Annotated in this window: 24 protein-coding genes; 7 read left to right on the top strand and 17 right to left on the bottom strand. The window is 68.1% G+C overall.

All coding sequences use genetic code 11. From position 1 onward, the window contains the following. Nucleotides 1-7: 7 nt before the first annotated feature. From fabF to ABL838_RS07970, 8 genes are all read right to left on the bottom strand, one after another. Nucleotides 8-1,252 (bottom strand): beta-ketoacyl-ACP synthase II, encoded by a 1,245-nt coding sequence (gene fabF, locus ABL838_RS08005; RefSeq protein WP_019654120.1) that lies wholly within the window; start codon nucleotides 1,250-1,252, stop codon nucleotides 8-10. Nucleotides 1,253-1,354: 102 nt separating this feature from the next. Next, on the bottom strand, nucleotides 1,355-1,594 hold the full coding sequence (gene acpP / locus ABL838_RS08000; protein WP_007830471.1) for an acyl carrier protein: 240 nt from the start codon (nucleotides 1,592-1,594) through the stop codon (nucleotides 1,355-1,357). A 99-nt stretch (nucleotides 1,595-1,693) separates the two neighbouring features. Continuing rightward, nucleotides 1,694-2,437 (bottom strand): 3-oxoacyl-ACP reductase FabG, encoded by a 744-nt coding sequence (gene fabG, locus ABL838_RS07995; RefSeq protein WP_126022642.1) that lies wholly within the window; start codon nucleotides 2,435-2,437, stop codon nucleotides 1,694-1,696. Between the two features lie 27 nt (nucleotides 2,438-2,464). After that, nucleotides 2,465-3,418, bottom strand: a complete 954-nt coding sequence (fabD, locus tag ABL838_RS07990) for an ACP S-malonyltransferase (protein WP_418124989.1) — start codon at nucleotides 3,416-3,418, stop codon at nucleotides 2,465-2,467. Between the two features lie 59 nt (nucleotides 3,419-3,477). Next, a complete protein-coding gene (locus ABL838_RS07985; protein ID WP_126022640.1) occupies nucleotides 3,478-4,455 on the bottom strand; it encodes a beta-ketoacyl-ACP synthase III in 978 nt (325 codons plus the stop codon). After that, entirely contained in the window at nucleotides 4,455-5,552 is a 1,098-nt protein-coding gene (gene plsX, locus ABL838_RS07980) for a phosphate acyltransferase PlsX (RefSeq protein WP_418124988.1), read from the bottom strand. Before plsX ends, ABL838_RS07985 begins: the two co-directional genes overlap by 1 nt. A 61-nt stretch (nucleotides 5,553-5,613) precedes the next feature. Continuing rightward, on the bottom strand, nucleotides 5,614-5,796 hold the full coding sequence (gene rpmF, locus ABL838_RS07975; RefSeq protein ID WP_007830466.1) for a 50S ribosomal protein L32: 183 nt from the start codon (nucleotides 5,794-5,796) through the stop codon (nucleotides 5,614-5,616). 173 nt (nucleotides 5,797-5,969) lie between these two features. Then, entirely contained in the window at nucleotides 5,970-6,527 is a 558-nt protein-coding gene (locus ABL838_RS07970; RefSeq protein ID WP_418124987.1) for a YceD family protein, read from the bottom strand. Between the two features lie 82 nt (nucleotides 6,528-6,609). Between ABL838_RS07970 and ABL838_RS07965 the strand changes: the two genes are divergently transcribed. The 3 genes from ABL838_RS07965 to ABL838_RS07955 are packed head-to-tail and all read left to right on the top strand — an operon-like array spanning nucleotide 6,610 to nucleotide 9,115. After that, nucleotides 6,610-7,191 carry a Maf family protein gene (locus tag ABL838_RS07965; protein ID WP_184635498.1) on the top strand — a complete coding sequence of 194 codons (582 nt, stop codon included), beginning with the start codon at nucleotides 6,610-6,612 and terminating at the stop codon, nucleotides 7,189-7,191. Beyond that, a complete protein-coding gene (locus ABL838_RS07960) occupies nucleotides 7,188-7,961 on the top strand; it encodes an SAM-dependent methyltransferase (RefSeq protein WP_418119511.1) in 774 nt (257 codons plus the stop codon). Before ABL838_RS07965 ends, ABL838_RS07960 begins: the two co-directional genes overlap by 4 nt. Before the next feature lie 2 nt (nucleotides 7,962-7,963). After that, complete coding sequence (locus ABL838_RS07955) at nucleotides 7,964-9,115, top strand: MFS transporter (RefSeq protein ID WP_126022929.1); 1,152 nt, start codon at nucleotides 7,964-7,966, stop codon at nucleotides 9,113-9,115. 7 nt (nucleotides 9,116-9,122) lie between these two features. Here the strand turns inward: ABL838_RS07955 and ABL838_RS07950 are convergent, their stop codons facing one another. Genes ABL838_RS07950 through ABL838_RS07935 form a run of 4 tightly spaced genes read right to left on the bottom strand, consistent with a single transcriptional unit; the run spans nucleotide 9,123 to nucleotide 12,301 of the window. After that, a complete protein-coding gene (locus tag ABL838_RS07950; protein WP_126022635.1) occupies nucleotides 9,123-10,139 on the bottom strand; it encodes a S49 family peptidase in 1,017 nt (338 codons plus the stop codon). Nucleotides 10,140-10,144: 5 nt separating this feature from the next. After that, nucleotides 10,145-10,516 carry a Rieske (2Fe-2S) protein gene (locus ABL838_RS07945; RefSeq protein WP_184635494.1) on the bottom strand — a complete coding sequence of 124 codons (372 nt, stop codon included), beginning with the start codon at nucleotides 10,514-10,516 and terminating at the stop codon, nucleotides 10,145-10,147. Between the two features lie 23 nt (nucleotides 10,517-10,539). Next, entirely contained in the window at nucleotides 10,540-11,211 is a 672-nt protein-coding gene (locus tag ABL838_RS07940) for an HAD family hydrolase (protein WP_418124986.1), read from the bottom strand. Then, complete coding sequence (locus ABL838_RS07935) at nucleotides 11,204-12,301, bottom strand: RluA family pseudouridine synthase (RefSeq protein ID WP_418124985.1); 1,098 nt, start codon at nucleotides 12,299-12,301, stop codon at nucleotides 11,204-11,206. Before ABL838_RS07935 ends, ABL838_RS07940 begins: the two co-directional genes overlap by 8 nt. Before the next feature lie 553 nt (nucleotides 12,302-12,854). Here ABL838_RS07935 and ABL838_RS07930 point away from each other — a divergent pair. Then, nucleotides 12,855-16,031 carry an Rne/Rng family ribonuclease gene (locus ABL838_RS07930; RefSeq protein ID WP_418124984.1) on the top strand — a complete coding sequence of 1,059 codons (3,177 nt, stop codon included), beginning with the start codon at nucleotides 12,855-12,857 and terminating at the stop codon, nucleotides 16,029-16,031. Nucleotides 16,032-16,078: 47 nt separating this feature from the next. Here the strand turns inward: ABL838_RS07930 and ABL838_RS07925 are convergent, their stop codons facing one another. Continuing rightward, nucleotides 16,079-16,957: a LysR family transcriptional regulator gene (locus tag ABL838_RS07925; RefSeq protein ID WP_418124983.1), complete on the bottom strand. Its 879-nt coding sequence runs from the start codon at nucleotides 16,955-16,957 to the stop codon at nucleotides 16,079-16,081. A 119-nt stretch (nucleotides 16,958-17,076) separates the two neighbouring features. Between ABL838_RS07925 and ABL838_RS07920 the strand changes: the two genes are divergently transcribed. After that, a complete protein-coding gene (locus tag ABL838_RS07920) occupies nucleotides 17,077-18,624 on the top strand; it encodes an MFS transporter (RefSeq protein ID WP_418124982.1) in 1,548 nt (515 codons plus the stop codon). Nucleotides 18,625-18,640: 16 nt separating this feature from the next. On the opposite strand, the gene ABL838_RS07915 is transcribed toward ABL838_RS07920, so the two are convergent. Genes ABL838_RS07915 through hemC form a run of 4 tightly spaced genes read right to left on the bottom strand, consistent with a single transcriptional unit; the run spans nucleotide 18,641 to nucleotide 22,724 of the window. After that, complete coding sequence (locus ABL838_RS07915; RefSeq protein WP_418124981.1) at nucleotides 18,641-19,924, bottom strand: heme biosynthesis protein HemY; 1,284 nt, start codon at nucleotides 19,922-19,924, stop codon at nucleotides 18,641-18,643. Nucleotides 19,925-19,934: 10 nt separating this feature from the next. After that, on the bottom strand, nucleotides 19,935-21,032 hold the full coding sequence (locus tag ABL838_RS07910; protein WP_184635486.1) for a uroporphyrinogen-III C-methyltransferase: 1,098 nt from the start codon (nucleotides 21,030-21,032) through the stop codon (nucleotides 19,935-19,937). Next, on the bottom strand, nucleotides 21,029-21,802 hold the full coding sequence (locus tag ABL838_RS07905; RefSeq protein WP_418124980.1) for a uroporphyrinogen-III synthase: 774 nt from the start codon (nucleotides 21,800-21,802) through the stop codon (nucleotides 21,029-21,031). The genes ABL838_RS07910 and ABL838_RS07905 overlap by 4 nt, the downstream gene beginning before the upstream one ends. A gap of 16 nt (nucleotides 21,803-21,818) precedes the next feature. After that, nucleotides 21,819-22,724: a hydroxymethylbilane synthase gene (gene hemC, locus ABL838_RS07900; RefSeq protein WP_418124978.1), complete on the bottom strand. Its 906-nt coding sequence runs from the start codon at nucleotides 22,722-22,724 to the stop codon at nucleotides 21,819-21,821. 103 nt (nucleotides 22,725-22,827) lie between these two features. Here hemC and ppc point away from each other — a divergent pair, with 103 nt between their 5' ends. Both ppc and ABL838_RS07890 read left to right on the top strand, forming a co-directional pair. Next, complete coding sequence (gene ppc, locus ABL838_RS07895) at nucleotides 22,828-25,671, top strand: phosphoenolpyruvate carboxylase (RefSeq protein WP_418124977.1); 2,844 nt, start codon at nucleotides 22,828-22,830, stop codon at nucleotides 25,669-25,671. Nucleotides 25,672-25,763: 92 nt separating this feature from the next. Further along, a complete protein-coding gene (locus ABL838_RS07890) occupies nucleotides 25,764-26,165 on the top strand; it encodes a GFA family protein (protein WP_418124976.1) in 402 nt (133 codons plus the stop codon). Nucleotides 26,166-26,167: the final 2 nt, after the last annotated feature.

Raw genomic sequence — 26,167 nt, 5'->3', positions numbered from 1 at the left:
GCGACGCTCAAGCGCGCTTGAACACCAGCGTGCCGTTGGTGCCGCCGAAGCCGAAGTTGTTCTTGACCGCGACATCGATCTTCAGATCGCGCGCCTCGTTGGCGCAGTAGTCGAGATCGCACTCCGGATCCTGGTTGAAGATGTTGATGGTCGGAGGGCTCTTCTGCTCGTGCAGCGCCATCACGGTGAACACCGACTCGATGCCGCCCGCGCCGCCCAGCAGGTGGCCGGTCATGGACTTGGTCGAATTGACGACCAGCTTCTTCGCGTGGTCGCCGAAAGCCAGCTTGACCGCATTGGTCTCGTTGACGTCGCCGATCTGCGTGGAAGTGCCGTGCGCGTTCAGGTATTGCACCTGGTCGGCGTTGACTCCCGCGTTCGACAGCGCCATGGCCATCGAGCGGCGGGGGCCGTCGACGTCGGGCGCGGTCATGTGATACGCGTCGCCCGTCAGGCCGAAGCCCGCGACCTCGGCGTAGATCTTGGCGCCGCGCGCCTTGGCGTGTTCGTATTCTTCGAGCACCAGCACGCCGGCGCCCTCGCCCAGCACGAAGCCGTCGCGGTCCTTGTCCCACGGGCGCGAGGCCGTGGCCGGATCGTCGTTGCGGGTGCTCAGCGCGCGAGGCGCGGTGAAGCCGCCGATGCCGAGCGGGGAGATCGTCGATTCCGCGCCGCCGGCGATCATGACGTCGGCATCGCCGTACTCGATCATGCGAGCCGAGGTGCCGATGGCATGCAGGCCGGTGGTGCAGGCGGTCACGACCGCGATGTTCGGGCCCTTGAAGCCGTACTTGATCGAGACGTGGCCCGAGATCATGTTGATGATCGAAGCCGGCACGAAGAACGGCGACACCCGGCGCGGGCCGCGGTTCATCAGTTCGCCGTGCGTTTCCTCGATCATCGGCAGGCCGCCGATGCCCGAGCCGATGTTGCAGCCGATGCGCACGGCCTGCTCATAGGAGAGCGCTTCGCCGGTTGGCAGTCCGCTGTCCTGCACCGCCTGGATGGCGGCGGCGAGCCCCAGATGAATGAAGCGGTCCATGTGACGCGCTTCCTTCTCCGAGATGTATTGGGTGATGTCGAAACCCTTGACCTCACCTGCGAACTTGCAGGCGAAGGCGCTTGCATCGAACGCGGTGATGTTCGCAATGCCCGACTTCCCGGCCAACAGGTTGGCCCAGGATTCGGCAACAGTGTTTCCGACAGGAGCGATGCAACCGAGTCCGGTAACGACGACGCGGCGTTTGGTCATGCCGGCAAACCTTTCTGAAAGCGCTGAACAGTTGCCTGCCGGCGCGTGCGGTTCAAGAAAAAGCCGCCGGCCGCAGTTGCAATGTTGTTGTCAGCTGGCCGATCAGGCCTTTTGATTCTTGGTGGCGTAGTCGACGGCGTTTTGCACCGTGGTGATCTTCTCGGCGTCTTCGTCGGGAATTTCGATGCCGAATTCGTCTTCGAGTGCCATCACGAGTTCGACCGTGTCGAGAGAGTCGGCGCCGAGGTCAGCCACGAAAGCCTTTTCGTTCGTCACCTGGGACTCTTCCACGCCGAGTTGCTCGGCGATGATTTTCTTGACACGTGCTTCGATATCGCTCATTTGGTTCCCTCTGAGGGTTGTAGGTAATCGGTGGATTTTAGCCGGGCGCATTGTGGCATTTGCCGTGCCCCCGGGACGGAGAAAACTTGCGCCTTGCGGCTACATGTGCATGCCGCCGTTGACGTGCAGCTCCTGCCCCGTGACGTAGGACGCCTGGGGCGATGCGAGGTACGCCACCGCGTGCGCGATGTCAGCCGGCTTGCCCAGGTGGCCCAGCGGGATCTGCTGGAGCAGCGCCTGTTGCTGGGCTTCGGGAAGGCTGGCCGTCATGTCGGTCTCGATGAAACCGGGGGCGACGCAGTTGACGGTGATGTTCCGGCTGCCCAGTTCGCGGGCCAGCGCACGGGTCATGCCCGCCACGCCCGCCTTGGCGGCCGCGTAGTTGGCCTGGCCGGCATTGCCGGAAGCGCCCACCACGCTGGTGATGCTGATGATGCGGCCGTAGCGCTGCTTCATCATCGGACGGATCACCGCACGCGAGAGCGAGAAGACCGCCTTGAGATTGGTGTCGAGCACCGCATCCCAGTCGCTGTCCTTCATGCGCATGGCGAGCGTGTCGCGCGTGATGCCGGCGTTGTTCACCAACACGTGGATGGCGCCGTATGCCTGCACGATCTCGTCGATCAGGGCTTCGACGGCGGCGCCGTCATTGACGTTCAACGCGCGGCCGCGGCCGTCGTACGCGCTCAGCGCCGCGGTGATCTTGGCCGCGCCGTCATCGGTGGTGCCGGTGCCCACGACCTTGAGGCCGCGCTGGGCCAGCTCCAGCGCGATCGCCGCGCCGATGCCGCGCGTCGCGCCGGTGACCAGGGCAACCTGCCCTTCGAATTTGGGAATGCTCATAAGAAAAGTATGGGGGCCTTGGCGCCGTCAGCCGGCGAGCGATTGTCGGGTGTCCGCGAGCGTTGCCGGGTCGTACACCGACGCGGCTTCCAGATCGGGGGCGATACGCTTCACCATGCCGGCCAGCACCTTGCCGGGACCGCACTCGATGATGGCGGCTACACCGCGCAGTTTCAAGGCCTGCACGCTCTCGACCCAACGCACCGGGCCAGCGGCCTGGCGCACCAGGGCGTCGCGGATGCGGTCGGCGTCGGTTTCGACGGCGACGTCGATGTTATTCAGCACCGGGATCTGCGGCGCAGCCAGCGTGACCGAAGCCAGCTTCTCGCGCAGCGCTTCCGCCGCGGGCTTCATCAGGCTCGAATGGAAAGGCGCCGAAACCGGCAGCAGCAGCGCGCGCTTGGCGCCGTTTGCCTTCAGCAGCTCGCAGGCTTTGTCCACCGCAGCTTTGCTGCCGGCGATCACCGTCTGCACCGGGTCGTTGAAGTTCACCGCTTCAACGACTTCCGCGCTGCCGGCGCCGAAGCTGGCCGTGGCTTCCGCACACCCTGCCACCACCTTGGCCGACTCCATGCCAAGCACGGCAGCCATCGCGCCGACGCCCACAGGCACGGCCTGCTGCATCGCCTGCGCACGGAAGCGCACCAGCGGCGCGGCCTGCGCCAGCGTCAGCACGCCCGAAGCAACCAGCGCCGAATACTCGCCGAGCGAATGCCCCGCCACGACGGAAGGCTTCGCGCCACCTTCGGCCAGCCATGCGCGCCATGCGGCCACACCAGCCACCAGCATCACGGGCTGGGTGTTCGTGGTGAGCGCCAGCTCTTCCTTCGGGCCGTTCTTGATCAGGGCGCCGACATCTTCGCCGAGCGCCTCGGACGCCTCACGCAGCGTTTCGGCCACGGCCGGATGGTCGCCCCAGGCGTCGAGCATGCCGACAGCCTGCGAGCCCTGCCCCGGAAAGACAAATGCAAAGGATTTCATTGTTTACGCGTCGTCTCGCATTGCCGGCCCCTTCCGGGGCACCGCAACGCACTAGCTAACTACAGATTCAACAGCACCGCGCCCCAGGTGAAGCCGCCCCCCACGCCCTCGAGCATGAGCGTTTCGCCTTTCTTCACCTTGCCCGAGCGCACCGCCTCGTCGAGCGCCAGCGGAATCGAGGCGGCGGAGGTGTTGCCGTGCTCGTTGACCGTGACGATCAGCTTCTCGCGCGGAAGCCTCAGCTTCTTCGCGGTGCCCTCCATGATGCGGATGTTGGCCTGGTGCGGGATGAGCCAGTCGATGTCGGTGTCTACCTTGCCGGCCTTTGCCAGCGTGGCACGCGCCGCCTCTTCGAGCACGCGGACCGCGAGCTTGAAGACGGCCTGGCCGTCCATGTGCAGCAGCGGCGTGCCCAGCACGTTGCCGCCCGAAACGTGGCCCGGCACGCAAAGAATGCCGACGTGCTTGCCGTCGGCGTGCAGGTCGCTTGCCAGGATGCCGGGCTCCTCGCTGGCCTCGAGCACCACCGCGCCCGCGCCGTCGCCGAACAGTACGCAGGTGGTGCGGTCGTTGAAGTCGAGGATGCGGGAGAACACTTCGGCGCCCACCACCAGCGCACAGCGCGCGGTGCCGGTGCGGATCATCGCGTCGGCGACGGTGAGCGCGTAGACGAAACCGCTGCAGACCGCCTGCACGTCGAACGCCGGGCAGCCGGCAATGCCGAGCTTGTTCTGGAGGATGGCTGCCGACGACGGGAACACCATGTCCGGCGTGGAAGTCGCAACGATGATCAGGTCGACGTCGCTGGCCTTGCGGCCGGCCGCCTCCAGCGCGTGCCGGGCCGCCTGGAGACCGAGGTCGCTGCTGGTGACATCCGGCGCGGCGAAATGCCGGGCGTGAATACCGGTGCGCTCGACGATCCACTGGTCGGAGGTCTCGATGCCTCGCGTAGCCAGATCCTTGGCGAGATCGTCATTGGTCACGCGGCGTGGAGGCAGGTAGCTGCCGGTGCCGGTAATGCGTGAATAAGGAGTCATCAAACGTGAAGGGCTGTCGCGTCGACCGGCGCCGCCGGTTCCTGCCGCGCGAGCAAAGGCGCGGCGTGGGCGATGCGGGCCCGCACGCGATCGAGCAGGTTGTTGCGAGCGGCATCATAAGCGCGATCCAGCGCATGACCGAAAGCCACCTCGTCAGCCGAGCCATGGCTCTTGAAAACCAGTCCGCGCAGGCCCAACAAGGCGGCACCGTTGTAGCGACGATGATCCAAGCGACTTTTAAACGCTTTTAGGACCGGATAAGCAACAATTGCCGCAATTTTGGTGAAAAGGCTTCGCGAGAATTCGACCCGGATGAACTCGCCGATCATCGACGCGACGCCTTCGCTGGCCTTGAGCGCCACATTTCCGACAAAACCGTCACAGACGACAATGTCGGTCGTGCCCTTGAAGATATCGTTGCCTTCCACGTTGCCGTAAAAGTTCAGATCCTTGGAATTGGCGGCCGTACGCAGCAGTTGGCTTGCCTTCTTGATCGTTTCACTGCCCTTGATGGCTTCCTCGCCAATATTGAGCAGGCCGACCGAAGGCGCCTCGTTGCCGGTCAGCGCCGAGACCAAGGCCGAGCCGAGCACGGCAAACTGAAGCAGGTCTTCGGCATCGCAATCGACGTTGGCGCCGAGGTCGAGCACCGTCGTTGCTCCGCCTTTGGCATTGGGGAGCTGCGGCGCGATGGCCGGGCGATCGATGCCTTCCAGCGTCTTGAGCAGGTAGCGCGCGATCGCCATGAGGGCGCCGGTATTGCCGGCGGAAACGGCCGCCTGGGCGGCGCCGTCCTTGACCTGCTGGATCGCGACGCGCATCGAAGAATCCTTCTTCTTGCGCAGGGCGATTTCGATTGGATCGTCCATGCCCACGACTTCGCTCGCGGCGACGATACGGGCACGCGGATGGTCAGCAAACCCGGCCAGCGCGGCTGGCGCGCCGACGAGCAGCAACGAGGCATCGCCGTGCCGCTCGAGGAACGCGCGGCAGGCCGCGAGCGTGACGCGCGGCCCATGATCACCTCCCATGCAATCCACGGCGAGCGTGATTGCGGAAGGCGCAGCGGTGTTTTCGGGAAAAGAAGGCGTAGCCATCAAAACAAAGGCCCGACGCTACGGCAAAAGTAGCTTCGGGCCTTGGCCTTGGGATGCGAGATCAGGCTTCGGACTTGTTCTTGAGAACCTGGCGGCCACGGTAGAAACCGTTCGGGCTGATGTGGTGGCGCAGGTGGGTTTCGCCGGTGGTCGGCTCCACGGCGATGCCGGGCACGACCAGTGCATTGTGGGAACGGTGCATGCCGCGCTTGGAAGGCGACTTCTTGTTTTGCTGGACGGCCATGATGGCTCCTGGACTGTTAGGTTGGTGATTGGATGCGGGCTCAAGCGGTGGCAATAAACGAAACCCGCAAAACCCGGAGGCATGTATGGAATGCCCCTGTCGTCGTTTCGTGTATCGCTGCTCACGGCGGCGCGCGCGAAGCCCATGATTATAGCCCAGCCTGAGGCAAAGGGCTACTTTCCCTCTTCCGGCTTGCGCGAACGCAACGCACCGAGCACGGCAAAGGGGTTCGGCTTGGCCTCTTCGGCGGCCTTGAAGTCCTCGTCGCTGGACGAAAGCCGCACCGGCGTGGGACAGACCTCATGGGCCGGCATGACGGGGATTTCCATCAGAAGCTCGTCTTCGATGAGGGTATGGAGGTCGAAATCCCGGCTCACGACGAGCAAATCTTCCTCGGATTCCTCGTCTTCCGCCTCGGCGACCTCCTCGTTGGCGACGAAGCGGAACCAGCGGTCCACGGTAAGCGACGTACCTACCGGCGACAGGCAGCGCTGGCAAACCAGCGGCACGACGGCCTCGGCCTCCAGATGGAGCCAGGGCACGGGCTTGCCATCCGCGCCGGGGCGTTCTTCGCCGTGGGCCGTCCAGTTCACCACCGCATCGGGAGCGGGAGCAGCCAGTTCGGCGACCAGGCGTGCGTATTTCGGAACCGGATCTGCGGCTTCCATCGTGGCGCCAGCGGCGGCGAAACCGGGCACATTGAGCCGTTCGGGGGCGAATTCTCTCTTCATCCACGCCAGTCTAGCGCGCCAGCCATCCGGCCGGCATGGGACATGCCTGAGGGTTTTAGGCGGCTCACGCACAATCGTCGGCATGCAACGCACAGTGATCCTCGCTTCCACCTCGCGCTATCGCCGCGAATTGCTCACCCGCCTGCGCCTGCCCTTCGACGTGCACTCGCCGGAAGTGGACGAAACACCCTTGCCCGGCGAAACGCCGCACGACCTCGCCGTCCGCCTCGCACTCGAAAAGGCCAATGCCGTGGCCGCCCGCTTCCCCGAAGCCGTGGTCATCGGCTCGGACCAGGTGGCCGATCTCGCCGGCGAAGCGCTGGGCAAGCCCGGCGACCACGCCAGGGCCACCGCCCAGCTGCGCCGCATGCGCGGCCAGACGCTGATCTTCCAGACCGCCGTGGCCGTCGTCTGCAAGGCCACGGGCTTCGTCCAGCGCGACATCGCCCCCGTGCGCGTGGTGTTCCGCGACCTCAGCGACGCCGCCATCGAGCACTACCTGCAGGCCGAACAGCCCTACGACTGCGCCGGCAGCGCCAAAAGCGAGGGCCTGGGCATCGCGCTGCTGAACTCCATCGACAGCGACGACCCGACCGCGCTGGTCGGCCTGCCACTGATAAGAACCTGCCAGATGCTGCGCGCCGCGGGGGTCGACCTCCTATGACGCAGAAGGAAAAAGGCAAGCTCTATCTCGTCCCCGCGCCGCTCGATTTCGGCTGCGAGGCTCAAGCCCCGTTGCAGGATGCCCTGCCCTTGGGCACCTTGCAGACGGCCGCCGGCATCACGCACTGGATCTGCGAGAACGCGAAGTCCGCGCGCGCCTACCTGAAGCGCATCGACGCCGTCGCGCCGCTCGCCGCGCCCCTGCAGGCGCAGAACATCCAGGAACTGCCGCGCGAAGTGCACAAGAAAGGTGATCACGCGGGCCAGTTCGACGCCCGCCCCCTGCTCGCCGCCGCGCTCGAAGGCCACGATGTCGGCCTGCTGAGCGAAGCCGGCATGCCGGCGGTGGCGGATCCGGGCTCGTCGGTGGCGCGCGCCGCGCACGACCTCGGCCTCGCCGTGGTGCCGCTGACCGGCCCAGTCTCCCTGTTGCTTGCGTTGGCCGCGAGCGGGCTCAACGGCCAGAACTTCGCCTTCGTCGGCTACCTGCCGCAGGACGCCGGCGAGCGCCAGGCCCGCATCCGCGAGCTCGAGGCGCTGGCGCTCAAGTCGGGGCAGACGCAGCTCTTCATCGAGACGCCCTATCGCAACGCCGCACTGCTGCAGGCGCTGACGCAGACGCTGCAGCACAACACCCGCCTCGCCGTGGCACGCGGCCTGACGCTCGCCAACGCCCACGTGCGCAGCGAGACGGTCAAGTCCTGGCGCGCGGCGAAGCCCCAGCCCACCACTGACGAACGCCTGCCCGCCGTGTTCGCGATCGGCCGCTGATGATGGTGGCCATTACCGCAGCCACGCGCTGGGCTTCGCGCGCGCAGTTCTTCGCAGCCGGCTTCATCTTCGCGACCTGGGGCGTGCACGTGCCCACGGTCAAGGCGCACTACGGCATCGACGAGGCCCAGCTCGGCCTGGCCATGCTCGCGGCCGGCGCCGGAGCCATGTTCGGACTGACCAGCGCGGGCCGCTGGATCGGCCGCAACGGCCCGCGGCGCATGGCCGGCATCTGCGGCGTCGTCTACGCGCTGCTGCTGGCAGGCCTGATCGCCATGCCGGGCTACGCGGCGCTGCTGGTGCTGCTGGCAGCCTTCGGCCTCGTGACGAGCGTGTTCGACGTGTCGATCAACACGGAGGCCGCCCAGCTCGAGCTGCATGGCGGCACGCCGCTGATGAGCGGCATGCACGGCATGTTCAGCCTCGGCGGCATGGCCGGTGCCGCGAGCGGCAGCGCCGCGCTGGCGGCCGGGCTCGGCGCGCAGGCGCACCTGCTGGTGGTTGCAGCCGGCATGACGGTGCTCGTCGCGCTGGCCTCCACACGCATGCTGCCCCGACCCGCCACCAGCGGTGCGACCGAAGTCGACCACGGCTTCCTGCTGCCTCGCGGCACGCTCGCCGTGCTGGGCGTGCTCGCCGCGCTGGGCCTGATCGCCGAGGGCGCGATCTACGACTGGAGCGTGCTTTACATGCAGCAGGAAATCGGCAGCCCGCAACAGCAGGCCGCGCTGGCCTACGCGAGCTTCTCGGCGGCGATGGCGGCTGCGCGCTTCGGCGGCGACGCCCTGCGCGCGCGCTTCTCGCCGGCTGCGCTGCTGCTCGGCAGCGGCCTGCTGGCGGCGGCATCAATGACGCTGGTGCTCATCACCGATCTGCCCTGGCTGGCACTGGTCGGCTTCGCCGGCGTGGGGGTAGGTTTCGCGAACGTGGTGCCGATCCTGTTCTCGGCCTCCGCGAAGGTGCCCGGCATCGAGCCCGCGCGTGGCATCGCGTCGGTCTCGGCCGTGGCTTATCTTGGGTTCATGGCAGGCCCGGCGGTGATCGGCCTTCTGGCGCGCGCGACCTCGCTGACGGCGGCGCTCTACGTGGTGGTGGTCTTCGCCGCGGCGCTGGCGGCATCGGCGCGCTACACGGCCGGCGGCGAAGCCAGGTAAGAAACGATCAGCGCAGCGCCGGCGTGGCGTGCATCAGGCGCACGGTGGTCTCGGCCATCGCCGCGCCGAACTTCTTGGCCAGCTTCTCGGCCACGTTGTCGCGGCGGGTGTAGTCGATTACCTCTTCGGCCTTGATCACTTCGCGCGCCACGTAGTCGACATTGCCGAGCTGGTCGGCCAGGCCGTACTCGACGGCCTGCTCGCCGCTCCAGAAGAGGCCGCTGAACAGGCCCGGGGTATCGAGCTTGAGGCGGTCGCCGCGGCCGGCCTTCACCACATTGATGAACTGCGTGTGGATCTGGTTGAGCATGGTCTGCGCATGCGCGCGCTGCGCGTCGCTCATCGGGCTGAACGGGTCGAGGAAGCCCTTGTTCTCGCCGGCCGTCAGCAGGCGGCGCTCGACGCCCACCTTCTCCATCACGCCGGTGAAGCCGAAGCCGTCCATCAGCACGCCGATGCTGCCGACGATGCTGGCCTTGTCGACGTAGATCTTGTCCGCCGCGGCGGCGATGTAGTAGGCCGCCGAAGCGCAGGTTTCCTCGACCACGGCATAGACCGGTTTCTTGTACTTGGCCTTCAGGCGCTTGATCTCGTCGTTGATGATGCCGGCCTGCACCGGGCTGCCGCCAGGGGAGTTGATCAGCAGGACCACGCCCTTGGCGCCCTCGTCCTCGAAGGCCGTCTTCATGGCCGCGACCACGAACTCGGCGCTCGCGTCGCCGCCGTTGGCGATCTCGCCCTTGATCTCGACGACGGCCGTGTGCGCCGAGGTCTTGGCCGTGCTCGGCGTGCTGCGCGAGAACGCGGCCCAAGCCAGGAAGACGAAGAAGGCCAGCCAGGCCAGTCGCGTGAAGGTCTTCCAGCGGCGCGCGGCCTTCTGTTCGTTCAGCGAGGCGAAGGCGAGCTTCTCGAGGGTTGCGCGCTCCCAACCGGGGCGCTGCGTGGGATCTTTGGCCATGTTCGTGGAAGGGGCCCGCTCAAATGGTTCGAACCCCGAGGGTTCGGTTCGGTTCGGGTCGGTCATGTCGGTCAGAAAGTCAGGGGGTGAAGGTTCCAGTCAGTATGCCAGTGCACCACGCCGTCATGCTCGCTCAGCGCGATCTTCACGAGGCCGCCGCGGCACGGGCCGCCCGCGCATTCGCCGGTGTCGGGCCGATAGGCCGCGCCGTGCGTCGCGCACAGCAGCCACTGGCCGGTGTCGTCGAAGAAGCGGTCGGGCTGGAAATCGAGCTCCATCGCGACGTGCGTGCAGCGATTGAGGAACGCATGCGGCCGGCCCTCGAAACGTATCGCGAAGGCGCGGCAGGTCTCGCCGCCGTAGATCACGTCGAAGGGCACCGCCAGGCCGCCTTCGGCCAGGTCGCAGGCGTTACACAGCGGAATGCGTTCTTGATCGCTCATGGCGGCATCTTGATCGATTCTGTTCAGGCGTTTTCGAGCAGCCAGGCTTCGAGGTCGGCCACCGAATGGGCGACATGCAGCGGCTTGAATTCGTCGAAGCTCGCGGGCTCGTGGGCGCCGTAGCTCACGCCCACGCTGGCGCAGCCGGCGTTCTGCGCGAGCTGCAGGTCGTGCGTGGTGTCGCCGATCATCAGGGTGCGCTCGGGCGGCACGTCGAGTTCTTCCATCAGCTCCAGCAGCATGCGCGGGTGCGGCTTGCCGAAGGTCTCGTCGGCGGTGCGCGAGGCGTCGAAGCGGTCGCGCAGCGCGACCGACCTCAGCGCCTCGTTGAGGCCGCGGCGCGACTTGCCGGTGGCCACCGCCAGCTGGTGGCCGCGCTCGCGCAGCGCGTCGAGCATCTGCAGCACGCCATCGAAGAGGACGATGTCGTCCTGGTGCTGCAGGTAGTGGTAGCGGTAGCGCGCGCCGAGTTCGGGGTATTTCTCCTTCGGCACATCGGGCGCCGCGCGCGCGAGCGCCTCGGCCAGGCCCAGGCCGATCACCCAGGCGGCGTCGTTCTCGCTAGGCTTGGCGCCGCCCACGTCGATCACCGCGGCCTGGATGCAGCGCACGATGAGGCGGGTGGAGTCGTAGAGCGTGCCGTCCCAGTCGAAAGCAATCAGGTCGAAGCGCGGGGGTCTGTTGGAATCAGTCATGAACCTTGGAGGTGGGGTGTCGGGCCATCGCCTCGAGGGCAGCCGGGGGCATCAGCGAGAGCAGCTCGGGCGGCAGGCCGGCCTGCAGCGCAACGCGTTCGCCGCTGGCCGGGTGATTGAACTGCAGCCGCCACGCGTGCAGGAACATGCGCCGCAGGCCCAGCTTGTGAAGGGCGCGCTGGCGATCGGCTTCGCCGTACTTGTCGTCGCCCGCGATCGGATGGCCGGCCGAGGCGAGATGAACGCGGATCTGGTGCGTGCGGCCGGTCTTGATCGTGACCGCCAGCAGCGACATCGGAGCCGACTCGCCCGGCAGCGAGAGCCCGGCCAGCACCCGCACCAGCGTGACGGCGCGCATGGCGTCCGGGTGGTCCTTGGCAACCACACGTACGCGGCGCTCGCCCGCGCCGGCCGAGCCGTCGGGCAGCAGATACCTGGCGAGAGGCGCGTCGAGCACCTTTTTGCTGGCCGGCCAGTCGCCTTCGACCAGCGCCAGATAGGTCTTGCCGGTCTCGCGTTCGCGGAACTGGTCCTGCAGCGCGACCAGCGCGCTGCGCTTCTTGGCCACCAGCAGGATGCCGGAGGTCTCGCGGTCCAGCCGGTGCACCAGCTCCAGGAACTTGGCCCCGGGCCGCGCGGTGCGCAGTTGCTCGATCACGCCGAAGCTCACGCCGCTGCCGCCGTGGACGGCCACCCCGGCCGGCTTGTCGACGGCCAGGACGGCGTCGTCTTCCAGCAGGACGGGAAATTCGCGCGCTGGCGCTGGCGGGGCGGCGCCCTCCTCCGCGCGCTGCGAAATGCGGATCGGCGGCAGCCGCAGCACGTCGCCGGCTTCGATGCGGGTCTCGGCCTGCACCCGGCCCTTGTTGATGCGCACCTCTCCCGACCGGATGATCCGGTAGACGTGCGTCTTCGGAACGCCTTTCAGATGGCGGAAAAGGAAGTTGTCGAGCCGCTGCCCGGCGGATTCGGCATCGACCGTGAGGAATCTGGTGGCCGAATGCGGCGCCCCGGCTTCGTTCGTGGCTTCGGGGCCTGCGGGATTTCGAGCAGCCGCGGGCCCTTGCTTCGCACCTATAATGTTTTTCACCAGCGCGGTCATGTAAGTGCTTGATTAGACAGAAGTTTAGTCCACTGCCATCAAATACCCAGGGCGGCGCTGGGAGGTCGATGCCGCTTTGGCGCCGAGCTGCAAACCCCGCGCAATCGCGCAAAGTGGCAGACAAGGCGCCCAAGTCAAGCCGACACCCACGAAACACCGATACGGAATACCCCAGCCTGCAGCTTCCAAGCTGCCGGCGGATCGAAGCGAGTCCCTTGTTGTGTTGATGCTGCTGATTCGAATGTGCCTGCACTGGCTTGCGCCGGTGGCTTCGGCCATTCAGCCGTCCGCAGCGCGCGCCATCATTGCGCAACCAGCTATTAAAAAGATAGCTACCCAACACCGAATCTGGCTCGCGCCCATCCACGCGCCCCCACCCCGGCTGTCTTCTTGAGCTAACGCTCGAGAAGCCCGCCCGCGCCCTGCGCGGCAGCGGCAGCATCCGGGGCCCAAGCGGCAATTCCCTGGTTTCGCGGGCGTCGTCCGTGCATCGTTGGCTCGTCAAGGGCCGGTAGAACGATACATATAAGGACAACGCATCATGAAGCGGATGCTGATCAATGCCACGCAGGCCGAAGAACGCCGCCTGGCCATCGTCGACGGGCAGAAACTGCTCGACTACGAAATCGAAATCGAAGGGCGCGAACAGCGCAAGGGCAACATCTACAAGGCGGTCGTCACGCGCGTCGAGCCCTCGCTCGAAGCCTGTTTCGTCGACTACGGCGAAGACCGCCACGGCTTCCTGCCGTTCAAGGAAATCTCCAAGCAGTACTTCGCCGAAGGCGTGTCGGCCAGCCAGGCCCGCATCCAGGACGCGATCCGCGAGGGCCAGGAACTGGTCGTGCAGGTTGAGAAGGAAGAGCGCGGCAACAAGGGCGCGGCCCTCACCACCTTCATCTCGCTGGCCGGCCGCTATGTCGTGCTGATGCCGAACAACCCCCGTGGCGGCGGCGTCTCGCGCCGCATCGAGGGCGACGACCGCGCCGAGCTCAAGGAGGCGATGGACCAGCTCGAGTACCCCAAGGGCATGAGCATCATCGCGCGCACCGCCGGCATCGGCCGCTCGGCGCCCGAACTCCAGTGGGACCTGAACTACCTGCTCAAGCTCTGGAGCGCCATCGACGGCGCCGCCAAGGGCGGCAAGGGCGCCTTCCTGATCTACCAGGAATCCTCGCTCGTCATCCGCGCCATCCGTGACTATTTCAATCACGACATCGGCGACATCCTGATCGACACCGACGACATCTACGACCAGGCGCAGCAGTTCATGGCGCACGTCATGCCCGAGCATGCCTCGCGCGTGAAGCGCTACCGCGACGACGCGGCGCTGTTCAGCCGCTTCCAGATCGAGCACCAGATCGAGTCGGCCTACGCCCGCACCGTGCAGCTGCCCTCGGGCGGCGCCATCGTCATCGACCACACCGAGGCGCTGGTCTCGGTCGACGTGAACTCGGCGCGCGCCATCAAGGGCGGCGATATCGAGGAGACCGCTACCCGCACCAACCTCGAAGCCGCCGACGAAGTGGCCCGCCAGATGCGCCTGCGCGACCTGGGCGGCCTGATCGTCATCGACTTCATCGACATGGACGAGTCGAAGAACCGCCGCGAAGTCGAAAGCCGCCTGCGCGACGCGCTGCGCCAGGACCGAGCCCGCGTGCAGTTCGGCTCGATCAGCAAGTTCGGCCTGATGGAAATGAGCCGCCAGCGCCTGAAGCCGGCGCTGTCCGAAGGCTCGTCGATCCCCTGCCCCCGCTGCGGCGGCTCGGGCCACATCCGCGACACCGAATCGAGCGCGCTGCAGATCCTGCGCATCATTCAGGAAGAGTCGATGAAGGACAACACCGCCGCCGTGCACGTGCAGGTGCCGGTAGAAGTGGCCTCCTTCCTGCTGAACGAGAAGCGCACCGAGATCGCCAAGATCGAACTCAAGCAGCGCGTGAGCGTGCTGATGGTGCCCAACAAGACCCTCGAAACGCCGAACTACAAGCTCGAGCGCCTGAAGCACGACGACCCGCGCCTCGACCACATCGAGGCCAGCTACAAGATGGCCGACGAGATCGAGGACCCGACCTCGGTCACCCGCCGCTCGCAGGAGCCCACCAACAAGCAGACGCCCGTTATCAAGGGCGTGCTGCCCGACGCGCCGGCTCCGGTTGTGCCGCCCAAGCCCGAAGCCGTGCGCGCACCCGCCGCACCGGCGCCGGTCGCTCCGCCCGTGGTGAGCGCGCCCGTTCCGGCGCAGACCGGCTTCTTCGCCTGGATCAAGAACCTGTTCGGCGGCAAGCCCGAGCCGGTCGCGGCTCCCGCGCCGGCGCCGATCCCGGTCGAGGCACCGAAGCCCCGCCGCGACGGCCGCCCCGGCCGAGACGGCGAAGCTCGCGGCGGCGAACAGCGCCGTGGCGGCCGCAACGGCGAAGGCCGCGGTGAACGCGGCGAGCGAAGCGAGGGCCGTGGCGAGAACGGCGGACGCCAGGGCGGCCGCGACGGCGAACAGCGCCGCGGTGGCCGTGGCGGCGAACGCCGCGAAGGCCGCAACGGCGAACAGCGCAACGAGCAACGCAACGAAGGCGCCAACAACCAGCCGCGCGAACAACGCGAGCCGCGCGAAGCCCGTGAGGCACGCGCACCGCGCGACGGCGAACAGCGCCGCAACGGACGCGGCGAGCGCCGCGAAGGCGAAGGCCGCGAAGGTCGCAGCAGCGTGCTGCCGGCCGATGCGCTGGCGGGCACCGACCTCGAAGCCCAGCAACTGGCCGGCGCCGTTGCGGGCGACGAAGGCAGCACGGCCGAACGCGCACCGCGCGCCCGTGGCGAGCGTCGCGAACGTGGCGAGCGCAATGAGCGTGGCGAGCGTGGTGAACGCAATGGCGACCGCGAACGCAACGCAGCCGAGGCCGGCGAAGGCGAGCAGCGCCAGCCCCGCAACGGTCGCGATGAACAGCGCAGCCCCCGTGGCGACCGCAACGACGGCCGCCGTGAACGCCGCGGCAACGACGCAGCGCAAGCCGAAGCGGATGCACGCGGCGCCGAAGCTGCTGCAGCCGACGCCGAGCAAGGCAGCGAAGCCGCCATCAACGGCAATGGCGAGCAGGCACCGCGCCGCGACGGCGAAGAGCGCCGCGGCCGTTCGCGCGACCGCTACGGCCGCGACCGCCGCGAACGCGGCCCGCGCGAAGAAGCCGAAGCCGGCGCCGCAGTGGCTTCCGCCGAAGGCTTCTCACAGCAGGGGCAGCCACAGGAGCCCCAGCAGCAACTGCCGCTGGCGTCCGAGCGCGTCGAAGCAGTGGAAACCGTTGCCGTCGCAACGGAAGTCCGCGAGGCACCGCAGCAACAGCAGCCCCGTGCCGAGCGCCCCGCGCCGGTCGTCGCCGTTGCTGAAGCAGCAGCCGAGCAGATCGTGATCGAAAGCGCTTCCGCCAAGGCACCCGCGGCCGCCAACGGCCGCGCGCTGCCCAAGGTCCAGCCCTTCGAACTGCCGCTGGCAGAACTCGCGCAGATCGCCGAAAGCTCGGGCCTGCAGTGGGTCAACTCGGACGCCGAGCGCATCGCCCAGGCGCGCGCCGCGATCGAAGCCGAGCCGAAGCCGGTGCACGTGCCGCGCGAGCGCCCGCCGCTGGTGGTGCTCGACGAGGGCCCGCTGGTGCTGGTCGAAACCCGCCGCGACCTCGGCTCGATGTCGCTGCCGTTCGAACAACAGCAGCAGCAACAACAGCAGTAAAGCCTGCTGGAAGCAAATGAAAACGGCGCCACTGGCGCCGTTTTCATTCATGCCTTCTGCATCGCCTTTCCGGGCTGAGGCAGCTCGGGCATCTCCAGGATCAGCTGCCCGAAGCGGCAGGCGCATTCGGTCTTGCCGTTCTCGCTCCAGATCAGCGAGAAATCCACGCTCGGCAGCTGCGGCAATCCATAGCGGCCGTCGACGATCTTCATTCCCGGCTCCACGTCCTCGCGCGTGAGCACCGTCACCGCCAGCCCCGCGAGCACCGCCGCGCGAATGCCGTGCTGGCTCGCCGAGGTGAAGACCACATGCCAGTCGAGCGCCATCGCATCCAGCGCCTCGCTCGCCACCTCGCGGTTGACGCAGGGCTTGGGAAAGAAAGCCAGCGGCAGCGAGGCACCGGGCGCCGCCTCGAAGGTCTCGGCCGCCGCCCATACCAGCTGCGTGCGCCGCAGGCGCGTGCCCTCCTCGCAGCCGGGTGGCGACATCACCACCGCAAGATCCAGCTCGCCCGCGCGGACCATGGCGCGGAAGTCGAGATGCATGCTCACGCTGACTTCCATGCGCGTGGCGGGAAAAGAGCGAGCGAACTGCGAAAGCAACGGAGGCAGACGCTCGCCCATGAAGGTATCCGGCGCGCCGAAGCGCACCACGCCAGCGATGGGCGAGGGCTGGAAGCGCCGCGTCATCGCGTCCAGCGTCTCGAGGATCTGCTGGGCATAGCGCAGGAAGTCTTCGCCGTCCTCGGTCACCGTGAGGCGGCGCGTCGTGCGATGCAACAGCGGCCGGCCCACCTGCTCTTCCAGCCGCCTGATCTGGTGGCTCACGGCCGACTGCGTCAGGTGCAGCCGCTGGGCGGCGCGCGTGAAGCCGCCGGTTTCCTTGACGGCCACGAAGGCGCGCAGCAGTGCGGGGTCGAAGTCCATGGCAATGAATAAATGATGGCTTTTAATGGGTCTCAGGAAATTAAATCATTTCCATCATGAAGAGGCTTTACCCAGAATCGCCCGGACCTGTCGCCTTCAAGGACTTCCGAAAGATTCCGATGCCCCTTTCCCACACCGGCAAGAACCGCGTCGCACTGGCCGCGATCTGCCTCATTGCCCTGATGTTCGGCCTGGAGATCTCCAGCGTGCCCGTCATCCTTCCCACGCTCGAAAAGGCGCTGCATGGCGACTTCAGCGACATGCAGTGGATCATGAACGCCTACACCATCGCCTGCACCACGGTGCTGATGGCCGCCGGGACGCTGGCCGACCGCTACGGCCGCAAGCGCATCCTCGTCGTCAGCGTGGCGCTGTTCGGCCTGACCTCACTGGCCTGCGGGCTCGCGCAGAACGCGCCGGTGCTGATCGCCGCGCGCTTCCTGCAGGGCCTCAGCGGCGGCGCGATGCTGATCTGCCAGCTCGCGGTGCTGTCGCACCAGTTCCAGCAAGGCAAGGAACGCAGCCGGGCCTTCGCCACCTGGGGTGTGGTGTTCGGCATGGGCCTGGGCTTCGGGCCGGTCATCGGCGGCGCGATCGTGGCGCTGTCGAGTTGGGAATGGGTGTTCCTGGTCCACGCGCCGCTCGCGGCGGCGGCGCTGGCCCTGGTGCTCGGCAGCGTGGAGGAGTCGAGCGACCCCGACGCGCAGCGGCTCGACTTGCCCGGCATCGTCACGCTGTCGCTCGCGGTGCTGGGGCTGACCTGCTTCATCACGCAGGGGCCCGGCCTCGGCTTCTCGAGCCCGCTGGCCATCGGCATCGCCGCCGCGTCGGCCGCGAGCTTCGCGCTCTTCCTGTGGGTGGAGAAGATCAACCCGCATCCGATGTTCGACTTCTCGGTCTTCAGGATCCGCGACTTCTCGGGCTCGATCATCGGCTCCATCGGCATGAATTTCAGCTTCTGGCCGTTCATGATCTACCTGCCCATCTTCTTCCAGGGCGCGCTGGGCTACGACGCCGTAGTGGCCGGCTCCTCGCTGCTGGCCTACACGTTGCCCACGCTGGTGCTGCCGCCGCTGGCCGAGCGGCTCTCGCTGCGCTACCGCCCGGGCGTGGTGATTCCGGCGGGCCTCTTCGTCATCGGCCTCGGCTTCATGGCCATGCGCTACGGCAGCGGCATGGCCCATGCGAGCTGGATGACGATGCTCCCCGGCTGCCTGCTCGCGGGTATCGGGCTCGGGCTGACCAACACGCCCGTCACCAACACCACCACCGGCTCGGTGCCCAGCGCGCGCGCGGGCATGGCTTCGGGCATGGACATGAGCGCGCGGCTGATCACGCTGGCCATCAACATCGCGCTGATGGGCTTCGTGCTGCTCGAGGGCGTCCATGCGCACCTGCGCGGCGCGCTGTCCGCATCGCTCGATGCGCTGCAGCTGCGCGCGCTGGCGGAGAAAGTCGCGGCGGGCAGCTTCGCGTCGCTGGGCGAGAGCTTTCCCGCGCTGCCGCAGCTCGATCCGTCCGGAGCAACGGTTCATGCCGCGCTGGCGCACGGCTTCGGACTGGTGATGCTCTACGGAGGCGCCGGCGTATGGCTGCTGGCCGGCATCAGCTGGCTGGTATTCGGTAGCGGCAGCAAGAAGCCATCGGTGCGGCCCGCGTGCCCCTAGCCCTTGTAGGCTGGCCTCAGGAGTTCTCGACCTGCGCCGCGCGCTTCCAGGCCTCGGCGGCCTGCTCGGCGTCGTCGCGGTCTTCCGCCAGCTGCGCCAGTGCGAGCCAGGCGCGGCGATAGAGCTCCGTGTCCTGCAGGCCCATGCCGGCCTGCATCAGCAGCTGCTGGGCCTTGCCCCAGAGCTGGCGCTTCATGCAGGCCATGCCCGCGAGGTACTGCAGGTTCGCGTCGCGCGGGTTGTTGCGCTGCGCGCTCTCGATGCGCGCGAGCCATTCGGCGTCCACCGAGTCGAGCCCTGCTTCGAGCGCGCGCGCCAGCTTGACGCGCAGCCCGTCGCCGAGCCCGCGCGGATTGGCCACCATGCGCTCCCAGGCCGGCAGCAGCCAGCCGCGCGCCAGTGCCAGATCGCCGCGCAGCGCGACCATGCGCTGGGCCGCGTGGATCGCCACCTCGGGCATCTCGCGCTCACCGGCATCGAGTTCGGTCCAGGCACGCAGCAGCTGGGCCGGATCATGCGCGCCCGACAGCAGCTCGGTCGCGAGGCCGCGCACGATGCTTTGTGCGGCCGCATCCGAGAAAGCGCGGTGCTTGGCCAGCAGGCGCGCGGTTTCGAGTGCTTCGAGCGTGCGGCGATCCTGACGCGCGGCCTTCAGGCGCAGCCGCAGTGCGAGCGTGCGGCGCTGCGCGCCCTGCGGCAGTTCTTCGAGCCGCGCCAGTGCGGCTGCTGCATCGCGATCTTCGAGGGCCCAGCGCGCAGCGCGCAGTTGCACGCCTTCGCGCGTCTCGGGGCTGGCGAGCACGGTGCGATCCGCACTTTCGTTGAGGGCCTGCTGCAGATGCGCGTCGCGCGCCGCCTTGTCCTGCAGCGCCTGCGCGCTTTCCGCGGCGAGCAGGTGCGAGAGCACGCGAACCTGCTGCGCCTGCGGCAGGCTGGCGCCGAGCGCGGCGAGCGTTTTCTCCTGTGTGAGCGCGGCCTGCGCGGCCTTTCGCGCGCGCGAGAAGCGGCCGGAGATCAGTTGCACCATCGCATCGAGCAGGGCTGCGTGCAGCGTGCGCTCCTTCTGCTGCAGCCGCCACTGGCGCGCCTGCGTGGGCAGCGAGAACAGCGCCGCCAGCGCCCGCAAGGCCGCATGCAGCAGCACGAAGGCCACCAGCAGGATCACGAGCACGAGGTTCAGCGAAAGATCGACACGCCACGGCGGCCAGAACACGGTGATCGTGCCCTGGTTGTTGCCTGCGAAGAGAGCGACTGCCGCCGCGACGGCGAAGAGGGCAAGAAGCCAGATTGCTGCGCGCATGGATGTCCGATCAGCGCCCTGCTGCGGCAGTCGCGAGCGCCGCCAGCGTGTCGTCGATGCGGACCGGCTCGGTCGTCTTCACCAGCGACTGCAACTGCTGCAGCAGCGTGGCGGCGGCCTGGGTGCGGCGCGATGCGGGATCGAAGTAACGGTTGAGCGAGGCGGTCACCTGCGACAGCTCGCTGCGCGTGGCCTCCATCTGCCGCGACAGCAGCGACAGGCGCGCGTTGAGCAGCTTCAGCTTGAGGTTCTCGCGCAGGAAGTACGACTGCTCGGGCGCCAGCAGGATCGCCTCCGGGCTCTGGATGCGGCCGACGCGCACCAGCGAGCGGGCCTCGCCGCGCACGGTGAGCAGCACGCGGCGCCACCAAGGCGCATCGGCGGGTATGGGCTCGGGCTGCCATGCATTGGTGCCGGTGCCGCGCACGGCCACCGCGTTGAGCGTGGGCAGGTCGTCGACGTTGCGCATCAGCTCGTCGAGCTTCTGCAGCGCCTCGGCGCCGTCGTTGCTGGCGCTGCTGCGCAGGCGGTCGGCATCGCGCTGCATGGCGCGCTGCAGCGGAGTGAGCCGCGGCTGCGCGGCGCGTGCGATGCGTGTGTCGCCGGCCTTCAGCGCGGCCAGCAGCGGCTCGACGCTGCCGGTGACCTGCGCCTGCTGCAGGGCAAGGCGCACGGCCGACTCGATGTCGACCACGAGGTTCTCGTCGCGCGAACGCGAGAGGCTCTGGATGAGTTCCTCGAGCTGGGAGCGCTGCAGCGCGACTTCTGCCACGCGGGTCTCGACCAGCGCCACGCGGGCCGAGGCATCCCGCACCGTGTCGCTGGCCTGGCGGGCCAGCGTGCGCGCCTCCATCGACTGCGCGATGGCGTCGGCGCTCTGGCGCGCCAGCTGCTCCTTCATGCCGCCGACCTTCTGCCAGAGCGCGATGGACATCAGCAGTGCGACCAGCGCCACCAGGGCCACCAGGCCGAAGCCGATGCGGGAGAGAAGCAGTGCGCCCGCGGCCTGCGCGGCAGGTGTCTGATGCGGTGCCAGCGGGGCTGGCACCGGCGCCGTGGCAGCGGATGGGGAAGGAGAAAGATCGTCTGTGGGGGACGCGGCGCTCATGCCAAGGATTCTATAGACGCGACCAGCGCATCCAGCAGGGGCGTGCATACACGCAACGCCCCGAAACCCGCGCCACGCGCGGCTTCGCCGATGCGCGCATGCGTGGCGACCGCGCTTGCGGCATGCCACTGCACGCCCGGCATCGCGCGCTGCAGATTGGCGATCGCCTCCGAGCTGCTGAAGAGCCAGATCGCCCGGCCTTCGGCGCCGTCCATGGCGAGGCGGTGTTGTACGACGTCCAGCGATGGCGGCAGCCTGCGATAGGCCACCACGGTGTCGCGATGGCCGCCCGCCGCATCGATCTCGTTGGCCAGCCAATCACGACCGGCCGGTTGGCCGGCTTCGTCGCCGCCGCGCACGATCAGCACGCGCACGTCCTTGGACACCTGTGCGTGGACACGCTCCCAGAGCGCCTCGGAATCGAAGCGCGTGGCTTCGGGCGGCGGCGCGTCGATGGAATCGGACGGCACGCCCGCACGCAGCAAGGCGCGCTTCGTACCAGGGCCCGTGGCCCAGAAGCGGCAACCTGCCAGCGAATCGGCGGCACCTCTGTATTGGAAGAAGTGCTCGACCGCCGTGGCGCTCACGAACATCAGCGCGGCATAGTCCGAGAGCTGCCGCCATGCCGCGCGCAGCGGCTCGATGTCGGTGGCGGGTTCGATCACGATGAGCGGCAGCGCCACCGCCTCGATCCCCGCTGCGCGCAGATCGCTGACCCATTGCGCGGCTTCGCGCGCCGGCCGCGTGACGATGACGGGACGGCCGGTCATACGATGACCACCGGTGTCAGTGGGCTCCGCCGGCACGCAGCAGCGCCGCAGCATGCTCGCCGAGCGCGTCGGCCTGGGCGAAGTCGCCGACGGATGCCAGCGCGTGCACCCTCACCAGCGGCACGTTGCCTTCGGGGTCGCCCCAGGCGGCATCGATGCGAAGCGCGCCGTCGGCCTGCCAGCGAGCGTGGGCCGCGAGAGGCATGGAGCAGCTGCCGCCCATCGCGCGGCTCACGGCGCGCTCGGCGGCGGTGGAGAGCCAGTCGCCTTGGTGGGCCAGCGGGCCCAGCAGTTCGATGAGGTCCTTGCGGTCGGCGCGCACTTCGATGCCGAGCGCACCCTGCCCCGCGGCAGGCAGCATGGTGTCGGCGTCGAAGGCCACGCGGATGCGGCTTTCCAGCCCCAGCCGCTTGAGACCGGCCGCGGCCAGCACGATGGCGTCGTACTGCCCTTCGTCGAGCTTGCGCAGGCGGGTGTCGAGGTTGCCGCGCAGCGGTTCGATGCGCAGGTCGGGCCGCAGCGCGCGCAGCAGCGCCATGCGGCGCAGGCTGGAGGTGCCGACGACGGCGCCCTGCGGCAGCGCGTCGAGCGATTCGTAGCGGGGGGAGACGAGCGCGTCGCGCGGGTCTTCGCGCTCGAGCACGCAGGCCAGCACGAAGCCTTCGGGCAGGTCCATCGGCACGTCCTTCAGCGAATGGACGGCAATGTCGGCGCGCCCTTCCTCGAGTGCGAGTTCGAGTTCCTTCACGAAGAGCCCCTTGCCGCCCACCTTGCTGAGCGTGCGGTCCAGGATCTGGTCGCCGGTGGTGGTCAGCCCCAGCAGGCTGACGGTGTGGCCTCTTTCTTGCAAAAGCGCCTGCACATGTTGGGCTTGCCACAGTGCCAGGCGGCTTTCGCGCGTGGCGATCACGATATTGCTCAAGACCGGCCTCAAAAGTACGTGTTCCAAACCGCGGGAATGCTAGCATGTTGCGCCGCAACAACGAAGACGGCACTCCATTCAAGAAGTCCAGGACAAACATCGAATGAAAGCCAGCAAGACACCTGCTCCGCCCAAGCGCCGCCAGGCCGAAGACCAGCCTCTGATCGAAGACATCCGGCTGTTGGGCCGGATCCTCGGCGACGTGATCCGGGAGCAGGAGGGAGAAGAGACATATGCACTGGTCGAGAAGATCCGCACTCTCTCCGTGGCTTTCCGCCGCGATGCGGACCAGGCGGCCGACCGGGCGCTGAAGAACCTGCTCAAGGGGCTGAGCGCCGCCGAGACGGTGCGCGTGATCCGCGCCTTCACCTACTTCAGCCACCTGGCCAATCTTGCCGAAGACCGCCACCAGATCCGCCGCCGCACCGAGACCGAGCGCGCCGGCGAGAGCGTCGAGGGCGACCTGCAGACCGCGCTCGCGCGCATCCGCAAGGCCGGCGTGAAGCCCGACGAGATCGTCGCCTCGCTGGCCCACAGCTATGTCTCGCCAGTGCTCACCGCGCACCCCACCGAAGTGCAGCGCAAGAGCATCCTCGATGCCGAACGCGCCATCGCGCAACTGCTGACGGTGCGCGACGAGATCCGGCTGCGCCAGAGCGCCTATGCCTCGGGCAAGGACACGCTCACGCCGCTGGAATTTGCCGAGAACGAAACACAGATCCGCACCCGCGTCACGCAGATCTGGCAGACGCGCATCCTGCGTTTTTCCAAGCTCACCGTGGCCGACGAGATCGAGAACGCGCTGAGCTACTACGAAGCCACCTTCCTGCGCGAGATCCCGCGCGTGTACGCCGACCTGGAAAAGGCGCTGGCCCAGGGCGGCCAGGCGCCGTCGGTGGCGCCCTTCCTGCGCATGGGCCAGTGGATCGGCGGCGACCGCGACGGCAACCCCAACGTCACGGCCGAGACGCTCGAATACGCGCTGAGCCGCCAGTGCGAGCTGGCGCTGCGCTACTACCTCACCGAGGTGCACTACCTCGGCGGCGAGCTGTCGCTGTCGGCCACGCTGGTCGACGTGTCGGTGGAAATGCAGGCACTCGCAGAGCGCTCGCCCGACACCAGCGAGCACCGCAAGGACGAGCCCTATCGCCGCGCCCTCACCGGCGTGTACGCGCGCCTGGCGGCCACGCTGCGCGAGCTGACCGGCGGAGAGGCCGCGCGGCACGCCGTCGCGCCGCAGAACCCCTACAAGAGCGCCGAGGAGTTCCTGGCCGACCTGCGCACCATCGCCGAATCGCTGGAGGAAAAGCACGGCAGCGTGCTCGCCGCGCCGCGCCTGCTGCCGCTGATCCGCGCGGTGGAGGTGTTCGGCTTCCACCTGGCCACGGTCGACCTGCGCCAGAGTTCCGACAAGCACGAGGCCGTGATCGCCGAGCTGCTGGCCACCGCGCGCATCGAGCCTTCGTATGCGTCGCTGGCCGAGGAGGCCAAGCAGACGCTGCTGCTGAAGCTGCTCGACGACGCGCGGCCGCTGCGCGTGCCCGACGCCGACTACTCGCCGCTCGCCAGGAGCGAGCTGGCCATCTTCTCGGCCGCGCGCACCGCGCGTGCGCGCTACGGCACCGCCGCCATCCGCCACTACATCATCAGCCACACCGAAACGGTGAGCGACCTGCTCGAAGCCCTGCTGCTGCAGAAGGAAGCGGGCCTGCTGCGCGGCGCGATGGACGGCAAGGCCACCTGCGACCTGATCGTGGTGCCGCTGTTCGAGACCATCGAGGACCTGCGCAACGCCGCGCCCATCGTGCGCGCCTTCTATGCGCTGCCGAACATCCAGGCGCTCATCGAACGCTCGGGCGCCGAGCAGGACGTGATGCTCGGCTACTCCGACAGCAACAAGGACGGCGGCATCTTCACCAGCAACTGGGAGCTGTACCGCGCGGGCATCGCGCTGGTGTCGCTCTTCGACGAACTCAACAAGAAGAAGGCCAACCCCATCCGCCTGCGCATGTTCCATGGCCGAGGCGGCACGGTGGGGCGCGGCGGCGGCCCGAGCTACCAGGCCATCCTCGCGCAGCCGCCGGGCACGGTGCGCGGGCAGATCAGGCTGACGGAGCAGGGCGAAGTCATCGGCTCCAAGTACGCCAACCGCGAGATCGGCCGGCGCAACCTCGAGACGCTGGTGGCCGCCACGCTCGAGGCCACGCTGCTGCCGCAGGGCAAGTCGGCGCCCGCCAATTTCCTCTCGGCCGCGAGCGAACTCTCCGCGGCGAGCATGGCGGCCTACCGCAAGCTGGTGTACGAAACCCCGGGCTTCGGCGACTACTTCTTCGGCTCCACGCCGATCCGCGAGATCGCCGAGCTCAACATCGGCTCGCGCCCCGCGTCGCGCAACCCCAGCCACAAGATCGACGACCTGCGCGCGGTGCCGTGGAGCTTCAGCTGGGGCCAGTGCCGCCTCACGATTCCGGGCTGGTTCGGCTTCGGCTCGGGCGTGGAGCAGTTCCTGGCCGCCGCCGGCAACGCGGCGGGCCGCAAGGAGCGCCAGGCGCTGTTGCAGCGCATGTACGCGCAGTGGCCCTTCTTCCGCACGCTGCTGTCGAACATGGACATGGTGCTCGCCAAGAGCGACCTCGCGCTGGCCTCGCGCTACGCCGAGCTGGTGACCGACCGCAAGCTGCGGCAGAAGGTGTTCTCGATGATCGACGCCGAATGGCACCGCACCTCCGATGCACTCACGCTCATCACCGGCGCGAAGCAGCGGCTCGAGGGCAACGCCGAGATGCAGCGCTCGGTGCGCCACCGCTTCCCGTACATCGACCCGCTTCACCACCTGCAGGTCGAGCTGATGCGGCGTTACCGCGCGGGCGACGGCGGCGAGCGGCTGCAGCGCGGCATCCATATCTCGATCAACGGGGTGGCGGCGGGCCTGCGCAACACGGGCTGACGCCACCGCGCGAGCCGGGACGGGCCCTTCGGGGCCCGTCGTCGTTTGCAGCGCGCATAGACTCGCAGCCCTATCCACCGAAAGAGAACGCCATGAAAGGCTCCTGCCTCTGCGGCACCGTCCGGTACGAAGCCGCGCGCCTGGCCGGCCCCATCGTCCACTGCCACTGCGCGACCTGCCGCAAGGCGCACAGCGCCGCGTTCACCACGACCGGCCGCGTCGACCGCGCAGACTTCCGCTGGACCGCGGGCGAGGAAGCCATCGGCTCCTTCGAATCGACGCCCGGCAAGCTGCGCCACTTCTGCACCCGCTGCGGCACGCACCTCGTGGCCGAGTGGGTGGACAAGCCCCAGGTCATCCTGCGCCTGGGCTCGCTCGACGACGACCCAGGCCAGCGCCCCGCCTCGCACATCTGGACTTCGCACGAGGTGCCATGGCTCGATCACACGACAGAGATTCCGTCGTTCCCCGAAGCACCGCCGGCGAAGGCATGAGC

Origin of the sequence: Variovorax sp. 160MFSha2.1, from assembly GCF_048305075.1 — a bacterium.
In the GTDB taxonomy this organism is placed as follows: domain Bacteria; phylum Pseudomonadota; class Gammaproteobacteria; order Burkholderiales; family Burkholderiaceae_C; genus Variovorax; species Variovorax guangxiensis.
The sequence above is the reverse complement of the archived record's forward strand: the minus strand, read 5'-3'. Positions and strand labels throughout refer to the sequence as shown.